Source organism: Actinoplanes sp. NPDC051633 (assembly GCF_040681735.1).
In the GTDB taxonomy this organism is placed as follows: domain Bacteria; phylum Actinomycetota; class Actinomycetes; order Mycobacteriales; family Micromonosporaceae; genus Actinoplanes.
The window spans coordinates 1-8094 of record NZ_JBFAZH010000250.1; the positions used below are offsets into that span (position 1 = coordinate 1).

Here is an 8094-nt window from a genome sequence, read left to right on the forward strand (position 1 = left end):
ACGGAATGTCAGTCATCGGCGCGGTCGGTTTCAGTGGGTCAGAGAGCGATGATGCGGTTCAGGATGTCCCGGTATCCGCGCAGCTGGACGCGCAGCTTCTCGGTGTCGTCGGTGCTCTCGCCGCCGAACCGGTCCTTCTGCGACTTCAGGCTGGCGGTCAGCCGGTCCACCGCCTCGTCGACCAGCTTGGCGGCCTCGGCGGTGGCCTCCTTGGGGCTGTCCACGAAGCGCAACTGCACATCGCGCCAGCGGTCCTGGAAGCCCTGGCTGTCGTCGCCGAACAGCCGGGTCATCTCGGGCGCGGCCACCTCGCCGGGCTTGCTGTCGCCGGTCGTGGCCCCGGTCGTGGCGGCAGCGGCGGCGGCAGCGACGGGGACGTCGTCGTGCGAGGTCAGCGGCTCGTCGGTGGCCGGGTCGACCGCCTTCGGGTCGTCGAAGCCGCCCTCGTCCTTCAGGGCAGGCTCCTCCGCAGCAGTGGTGTCCGGAGCGGTCGCGTCCGGAGCGGTGTCGGCGACGGCGTGGTCCGGCGGCGTCGGGTCCTCATGCACGTGGCCCACATCGGTGCGGTCGTCGTCGGTGCGGTCGTCGCCCTCGCGGTAGATGTGACTGCCCGCGAGCCGGTCGGCGGCGCTGTCAGAGTCGGAGTCCGACGGCGCATGCGCGGCGTCGGAGACCTGCGGGTCGTCGAAGGTCCCGCGGTCGTCCAGCGCCTCGTCGACCCGGTTGGTGCCGCCGGTCCGGTCGGAGTCGTCGACGCGATCCGTGTCATCGACCCGATCGGTCACGTCGGCGCGGTCGGTGTCGTCGATGCGGTCGGTGTCGTCGACCCGATCGGTCACGTCGGCGCGGTCGGTCTCGTCGTCGCGCCGGTGCGTGCCGTGCTCATCGGTTCCGGTCGGGTCGCCGGCGGTGTCGGACGGCGTCGAGGACCACGGCGAGTTGGCCCGCTGCTGCGGCACCGGCACCGGGCCGGACGAGACCGCCTCGGGGTGCGTCTCCGCCTGCGGCTCGGGTTGATAGCCGCTGCGCTCCTGGACGTCCACGTCTTTGGCGTCGTCCCGGTCGTCCTTGCTGTCGTTGGTGAAGAAACGCATCACTGGGCTCCTCAACGGCTGGTGGCGTCCGGACGCGTGCCCGTGACGTCGTTGTTGTTCACGGTCTTGGCGTCGGTCTGCGCCGGCACGGCGGTGGTGGTCGAGGTGGTGGTCGAGCTGCCGGTCGGGGTGGCGTGGTCGGTCGACACCGGAGACTCGCCCAGGAGGTCCGCGAACAGTGCCCGGTAGTGCACCAGCGCCTGCCGCAGGTCCTCGGTGGTCGCCTCACCGTTCTTGCTGCGGGTGCTGATGTCGTGCGCGTCGCGGTAGTGGCCCAGCGTCTTGGCGTGCGCCACGGACAGGTTGGCCACCTGGTCGTCGTAGTCGCCGGTGGGGTAGCCCCGCTCGGCGATCAGGCGGGTGGTCAGGTCGTCGGCGGTGCTGACGGCCTGCTCCGGGTTGTCCACGAACTGGATCTGAACCTCTTCCCAGGCGGCCGAGTAGCGGGCCTTGGACTCCGGGGTCAGCTCCTTGAGCTCCAGCTCGGCGTGGCGCCTCTCGCGGTCACGCAGCTCCTTCTCGGCGTCCGCGCGGCTGCCGGTGTCGGCGACGACGCGGTCGTATTCCGGCCCGAAGGTGTTCTGCAGTTTGCGGCGACGAGCCGCCCGCACCGCGAAGACCGCCACGGCGGCGATCACCAACAGGACGATGACGAGGACGATGATCTGTCCAGCGGACATGGGGTCCCTCCTTCTTCGCCATGGGTTATTCCCACTGAGTGGTGGTCGCCAATCCGGTTGTCGATGCTCTGGTTAAATCGACTGATTCCAGATCAGCCGTGCCATTCGCGGCGGGTAAGCCCCCGATAACGGAGAATTTCGGGCACCCGACGACTTCCTCGACTCGCCTCGATTTCGTATTCTGCCGAAGTTCCCTTACCCCTCGAGCGGAGCTTGATGAGAACCCGCTACTGGTCGATCCGTTCGAAGATCGTCGCACTGGTGGCCGTGCCGCTCGTGGCGCTGCTCGCCCTGTGGGTCTTCGCGACGGTGCTGACCGTGGGTCCGGCGATCAACCTGCTGTCGGCGCAGACGCTGCTGGACACCGTGGGCCGTCCCGGCGAGGTGCTGGTCGGCGAGCTGCAGAAGGAGCGGCGGCTGTCCGTCGTACACATCGCCGGTGAGGACAAGGAGATCTCCACCGATCTCGCCGCGCAGCGCGCGGCCACCGATCGTGCCGCGGCCGCCTTCCGGAACTCTGCCGCGGGCTCGGACGCGCAGGATGCGGCGAGCGCGACCTTGCGTACGCGCATCGCGCAGATCCTCACCGACCTGAGCGGACTCACCCCCAACCGCGGCCAGATCGACCGCCGCGAGCTCGACGTACGCGCCACCCAGAACATCTTCAACCAGATCGTCGACACCGGGTTCCAGATGTTCGCCGCAACCGCGTCGTTCGGCGACGAGACGGTGGACCGGCAGGTGCGTGCTCTCACCACGGTCGGCCGCGGCCAGGAGTACCTGAGCCGGGCCGACGCGCTGCTGGCCGGCGCCGCCGAGGAGGGCACGTTCGACGAGATCGTCCGCGAGGACCTGATCCGCGCCATCGTGACCTCACGCTTCCTGCTGGCCGAGGGCATCGCCGACCTCCCGTCCGCCGACCGCACGACGTTCCAGCAGCTCAGCAACTCCGAGGCGTTCACCGCGCTGCGTGGTTACCAGGAGGAGCTGCTGAGCGACGGCCAGGCCGGCGTCGCGCCGCCGGTGACCCTGACGGTGTGGCAGCCCGCCTACGACACGTCGGCGCAGCAGCTGCGGGCCTTCGAGCTGAACGCGACCGATGCGCTGGCCGAGCGGGCCACGCCGGTCGCCACGCGGGTCATCGTCCGGCTCGCCGTGGCCGGGCTGCTCGGCCTGGCCGCCCTGATCATCTCGGTGGTCGTGGCCGTGCGGGTGGGCCGCTCGATCGCCGGCCGGCTCCGGCGGTTGCGGGCCGAGGCACTGGATCTGGCCGACGACCGGCTGCCGGCGGTGGTCCGCCGGCTGCAACGCGGCGAGACGGTCGACGTCCGGGTCGAGACGCCGCCGCTGGAGTACGGGCAGGACGAGATCGGGCAGGTCGGCCGGGCGTTCAACGAGGTGCAGCTCACCGCCGTCCGGTCCGCCGTGGAGGAGGCCGCGGTGCGGCGCGGCCTCAACGAGGTGTTCCTCAACATCGCCCGCCGCAGCCAGACCCTGCTGCACCGCCAGCTCGCGCTGCTCGACCGCATGGAACGCCGCGAGACCGAGCCGGACGAGCTGGAGGATCTCTACCGCGTCGACCACCTGGCCACCCGCATGCGCCGGCACGCCGAGGACCTGGTCATCCTGACCGGCGCGGTGCCCGGGCGCGGCTGGCGGCAACCGGTGCCGATGATCGACGTCGTCCGCGGCGCGATCAGCGAGGTCGAGGACTACAAGCGGATCGACATCACCACGATCTCCGAGTCCGCGGTGATCGGCCGGGCGGTGGGCGACATCATCCATCTGCTCGCGGAGCTGATGGAGAACGCCACCTCCTTCTCGCCGCCGCAGACCCGGGTCACGGTCACCGGCCAGATCCTGCCCAACGGGTACGCCATCGAGGTCGACGACAGCGGCCTCGGCATGTCGCAGGAGACCCTGGACGACGCCAACCGCAAGATGGCCGAGCCGCCCGACTTCGACCCGTCGGACAGCGCCCGGCTCGGGCTCTTCGTGGTGGCTCGGCTGGCTCACCGGCACGGCGTGAAGGTGTCACTGCGCCCGTCCACCCACTCCGGGGTCACCGCCGTGGTGCTGATCCCGGCCGAGTTGATCACCGCCGCGCCACCGCCGCCCGCGCTGACCTCGCTCCCGGCTTCGTCCACGGCCGACCCGGACAGCACCAGTGAGCCGGTGGCCGGGCTGCGCGCCTGGGAGCCGGCCGGCGACGTTGCCGAGGACCCGGGCCGGGCGCTGCCCGCGGAGCTGAGGTGGCAGGATCCGGACGCGACCGTGCCGGTGCCGACGCAGGCCGGCATCCCGCGGCCACGTCCGGCATCGGAGCCGTTGACGAGCGGCGGGCCGGCGCCCGGCTCGGTCGCCGACGGGCTCAGCCCGGAGGGACTTGTACGTCGTCGGCGCTCGCCGCGCAATCGGAAAGCCGACAGTTCCGCGATTCGGCCCTCGGTGGGTTCACAAGAGAAGATTGACGCCGGTTCGGCGGAGCCGGCGCGGGAGCCGGCATCACGGCCGGACACGACGAAGGAGGGACTGCCCATCCGGGTCCGTCAGGCGAGCCTGGCGCCACAGCTGCGAGAGCGCGCCCCGGAGGAGGAGGATTCACAGCCGCTGCGCACGCCGGAGGAGGTGCGCACGATGATGAGTGCTCTGCAGAGAGGAACCACCCGCGGCAGGCTGGCCGCGGCGGGCGTCGACGCCGATGCCACCACCCCCGCAAGCGAACACGCGATCGATCCAGCGGCCACCGTCAATCTTCCGGTGATCCGCGACGAGAAGGACGCATAGTGGCTCAAGCGAAGCAGACCGCGAACCTCACCTGGCTCCTCGACGACCTGATCGAGCGGGTGCCACCGGCGATGCAGGCCGTCGTGCTCTCCGCCGACGGTCTGATGATGGGTTCGTCGTCCGGGGTGGCGCGGGACGCCGCCGAGCACCTGTCGGCCATGGCGGCCGGTTTCCAGAGCCTCGCCAAGGGCGCGAGCCGGCACTTCAAGGCCGGGGCGGTGCGCCAGACCGTGGTCGAGATGGACACCGCGTTCCTCATCGTGACGGCCGCCGGTCAGGGCGCCTGCCTGGCCCTGCTCACCGGCAGCGACGCCGACCTCGGGTTGACCGCGTACGAGATGGCCATGCTGGTCAAGCGTGTCGGCGAGTACATGCAGGCGCCCGAGCGTTCCCCGCTGCTGGGCCCCGATGGCCGCTGACCCGCTGCGCAGGCCGCACGAGTGGCTGGACCTCGATGCCGGTCCGGTCTTCCGGCCGTACGCGCTGACGCGGGGCCGGGTCGCGCCGTCGGCAACCGATTACGACCTGGTCGCGTTCGTGATCGCGACGTCCACCGAGACGCCGCCCGGGTTCCACCCCCAGCCGGAGCACCGCGCCATCGTGGCCGCCGCCGGCGAGCCCATCACGATCGTCGAGCTCGCGTCCAAGCTGGACCTGTCGATCGGAGTGTTGCGGGTTCTGCTCAGTGATCTACGCTCGGCTGGGATGATCTCCCTCGACGAACCCCCCGCGGCCTCCGAGCCGCACGACGTCGACGTACTCAAGGCGGTTGTGCATGGTCTTCGAACCCTCTGACCGGCCCGCCCGCATCCCCACTGCGCTCAAGATCCTGATCGCCGGTGGGTTCGGCGCGGGCAAGACCACCATGGTCGGCGCGGTCAGCGAGATCAAGCCGCTGCAGACCGAGGAGATCCTCTCCGGCGGCGACCGCGCGGACGACACCGGCGGCGTGGAGGGCAAGACGACCACCACGGTGACGATGGACTTCGGCCGGATCACCATCTCCGACGACCTGATGCTCTACCTCTTCGGCACTCCCGGGCAGGACCGCTTCTGGTTCCTCTGGGACGAGCTGTCGGAGGGCGCTCTGGGCGCCGTGGTCCTCGCCGACACCCGGCGCCTGGCCGACTGCTTCCCCTCGATCGACTACTTCGAGCAGCGCGGCACCCCGTTCGTGGTGGCGGTCAACTGCTTCGAGCAGGACCGGCGGTTCGCGCCCGACGCGGTGGCCGGCGCGCTCGATCTCGACCCGGACGTGCCGGTGGTGCTGTTCGACGCGCGTGAGCAGGCGTCGGCGCGCAATGTTCTGATCGAGCTGGTCGAGTATGTTGCGCGGCGGCAGCTGACCGGCGCCGGCCGGCGCTAGGAAGAGCGGGATGAGCGGATCAGCGGACTTCGTCTACGTCGGCAGCTACACGGGGGAGAGCGGCGGCGAGGGTGAGGGCATCGCCCTGCTGCGGCGGGACCGGGACACCGGCGATCTGACCCGGCTGGGTCTCGCCGCGCGTACCCCCTCGCCTTCCTTTCTGGCCCGGCACCCCACCCTGCCGGTGCTGTACGCGGTGAACGAGCTTCTCCTCGGCGCGGTCAGCGCCTTCGCCGTGGCGCCGGACGGCTCCCTGGAGCCGATCGCGACCGGCCAGACCGGCGGCGGGCATCCCTGCCACCTGGCGTTGACCCGCGACGGCCGCCACCTGCTGGCGGCCAACTACTCCAGCGGCAGCGTGTCCGTGCTTCCGCTCGGGCCCGACGGACGGCCGGGCGAGCGCACCGACCTGATCGACCTCGACGGCCAGGGTCCCGACCCCGAGCGGCAGAAGGCGCCGCACGCGCACATGGTGCTGCCCGATGACACCGGCCACGTGCTGATCGCCGACCTGGGCTCGGACCGGGTCTGGCGGGCTCGGCTCGACCCGCTGTCGGGCCGGTTGACCGGCCTGACCGCGGCGATCGTCGCCGAGCCCGGCACCGGGCCGCGGCACCTGCGCCCGGCACCCGACGGCGCCGTCCTGCTGGTCGGCGAGCTCAGCGGCGAGCTGAGCTGGTACCGGCCGGGAAACGGCGGCCTTGAGCGGCGCGGCGCGCGGCAGATCACGTCGACCACCGGCGTGAACTATCCGTCCGAGCTGGCGGTCGGGCGGGACGGGCGATTCGTCTATGTCGCGAATCGAGGGCCGGACACGATCGCGATCTTCGGGTGGGACGGCGACACCGCGAGCCGCGTCGGTGAGGTGCCCACGGGTGGCACTTGGCCCCGGCACATCGCATTGATCGGCGACCATCTCTACGTAGCCAATGAACGTTCACACTCGGTCACGGTATTGCGAATAGACCCGGAGACCGGCCTCCCGACCCCGCAGGGTGAACCGGTACAGGAGCCGAGTCCGACGTGTTTTCTGCGTTGGGAACGTGCCTGATCGGCCCGTTTTAGCATGGTTCACTCACGTGCAGGTACCAGTTCACTACTCTCGGTGAAATCCCGATCTTTTAATTCGCAATCCGAGTAACTTTCGACCTCGATCCTTATGGCATTCGGCGTCTCCGATGCGCAGTATGGACCGCGTGTCAGGCCGCCATCGTCGTAATTTCAATCTCAGGGGCGCCGGTGTCATCGGCGCCGCGATGGCGATCGTCGTCGTCATCGCCGGATCGTGGCTGGGTTATCAGCAGCTGGCCGACAACAAGTGCAGTGGGAGCATTCCGCTGACCGTCGCCGCGGCGCCCGAGATCGCCCCGGCGATCGAGCAGACGGCGCAGAAATGGATGACCGACGGCGCGAACGTCAACGGCACCTGCGTCGATGTGAACCTCACTGCGGTCAATCCGGCCACCATGGCCGCCGCGGTCGCCCGTGACCACGAGGTGTCGCTCACCGGTCTCGGCACCGCGCCGAGGTCGGTCACCGTGCCGGACGTCTGGGTCGCCGACTCGCGCAGCTGGCTGTTGCGTCTCAAGGCCGAGGCGTCGGGCTTCACGCCGGCCGACGGCGCGCCCATCGCGCTGAGCCCGGTGGTGGTCGCCATGCCGACACCGATCGCCGAGCGGTTCGGGTGGCCGGACAAGAAGCTGGGCTGGAAAGACCTGCTCGCCCAGATGACCAAGAAGAACGACGTGCGGACCGGCATCGTGGACCCGACGCGCGACGCCGCGGGGCTGGCCGGGCTTCTGGCGCTGGCCGGCGCGGCGCCCGAGGGTGCCCAGGGCCAGCAGGCGAAGGTGGGAGCGCTGCGCGCCCTGGCGGCCGGCAGCTCCAGCCTGCGCGACGATCTGCTGCAGAGGTTCCCGCGGTCGGCGGACCCGGCCGGCATCGCCAGCGGCCTCAGCGCGGCGCCGATGTCGGAGGAGGACGTGATCGCGTTCAACGCCGAGCGTCCCCCGCTGCAGCTCGCCGCCCTGTATCTCGACCCGCCGCCGCCGGGCCTGGACTACCCGTACGCGATCATGCCGCAGGTCGACCTGCAGAAGTCGGCGGCGGCCGCGGGCCTGCACCCGCCGCTGCAGACGCCGGCCTTCAAGGACGCCCTCGCCGCCGC

General features: G+C 70.7%; 8 protein-coding genes. 6 read left to right on the forward strand and 2 right to left on the reverse strand.

Annotated elements, in window-relative coordinates; translation table 11 throughout:
* Positions 1–38: 38 nt before the first annotated feature.
* Entirely contained in the window at positions 39–1094 is a 1056-nt protein-coding gene (locus AB0M20_RS16350; protein ID WP_364298810.1) for a hypothetical protein, read from the reverse strand.
* 11 nt (positions 1095–1105) lie between these two features.
* The gene (locus tag AB0M20_RS16355; protein ID WP_364298812.1) at positions 1106–1774 is read right to left on the reverse strand and encodes a hypothetical protein; all 669 of its coding nucleotides are present in this window, start codon (positions 1772–1774) and stop codon (positions 1106–1108) included.
* 216 nt (positions 1775–1990) lie between these two features.
* Here AB0M20_RS16355 and AB0M20_RS16360 point away from each other — a divergent pair, with 216 nt between their 5' ends.
* The 6 genes from AB0M20_RS16360 to AB0M20_RS16385 all read left to right on the forward strand — a co-directional run.
* Positions 1991–4561: a nitrate- and nitrite sensing domain-containing protein gene (locus AB0M20_RS16360; protein WP_364298814.1), complete on the forward strand. Its 2571-nt coding sequence runs from the start codon at positions 1991–1993 to the stop codon at positions 4559–4561.
* Complete coding sequence (locus AB0M20_RS16365; RefSeq protein ID WP_364298816.1) at positions 4561–4980, forward strand: roadblock/LC7 domain-containing protein; 420 nt, start codon at positions 4561–4563, stop codon at positions 4978–4980. Before AB0M20_RS16360 ends, AB0M20_RS16365 begins: the two co-directional genes overlap by 1 nt.
* A complete protein-coding gene (locus AB0M20_RS16370) occupies positions 4970–5356 on the forward strand; it encodes a DUF742 domain-containing protein (RefSeq protein ID WP_364298818.1) in 387 nt (128 codons plus the stop codon). The genes AB0M20_RS16365 and AB0M20_RS16370 overlap by 11 nt, the downstream gene beginning before the upstream one ends.
* On the forward strand, positions 5337–5927 hold the full coding sequence (locus AB0M20_RS16375) for an ATP/GTP-binding protein (RefSeq protein WP_364298820.1): 591 nt from the start codon (positions 5337–5339) through the stop codon (positions 5925–5927). Before AB0M20_RS16370 ends, AB0M20_RS16375 begins: the two co-directional genes overlap by 20 nt.
* Before the next feature lie 10 nt (positions 5928–5937).
* A complete protein-coding gene (locus tag AB0M20_RS16380) occupies positions 5938–6978 on the forward strand; it encodes a lactonase family protein (RefSeq protein WP_364298822.1) in 1041 nt (346 codons plus the stop codon).
* 205 nt (positions 6979–7183) lie between these two features.
* A partial coding sequence (locus AB0M20_RS16385; RefSeq protein ID WP_364298824.1) for a substrate-binding domain-containing protein occupies positions 7184–8094 on the forward strand: 911 nt, incomplete at its 3' end.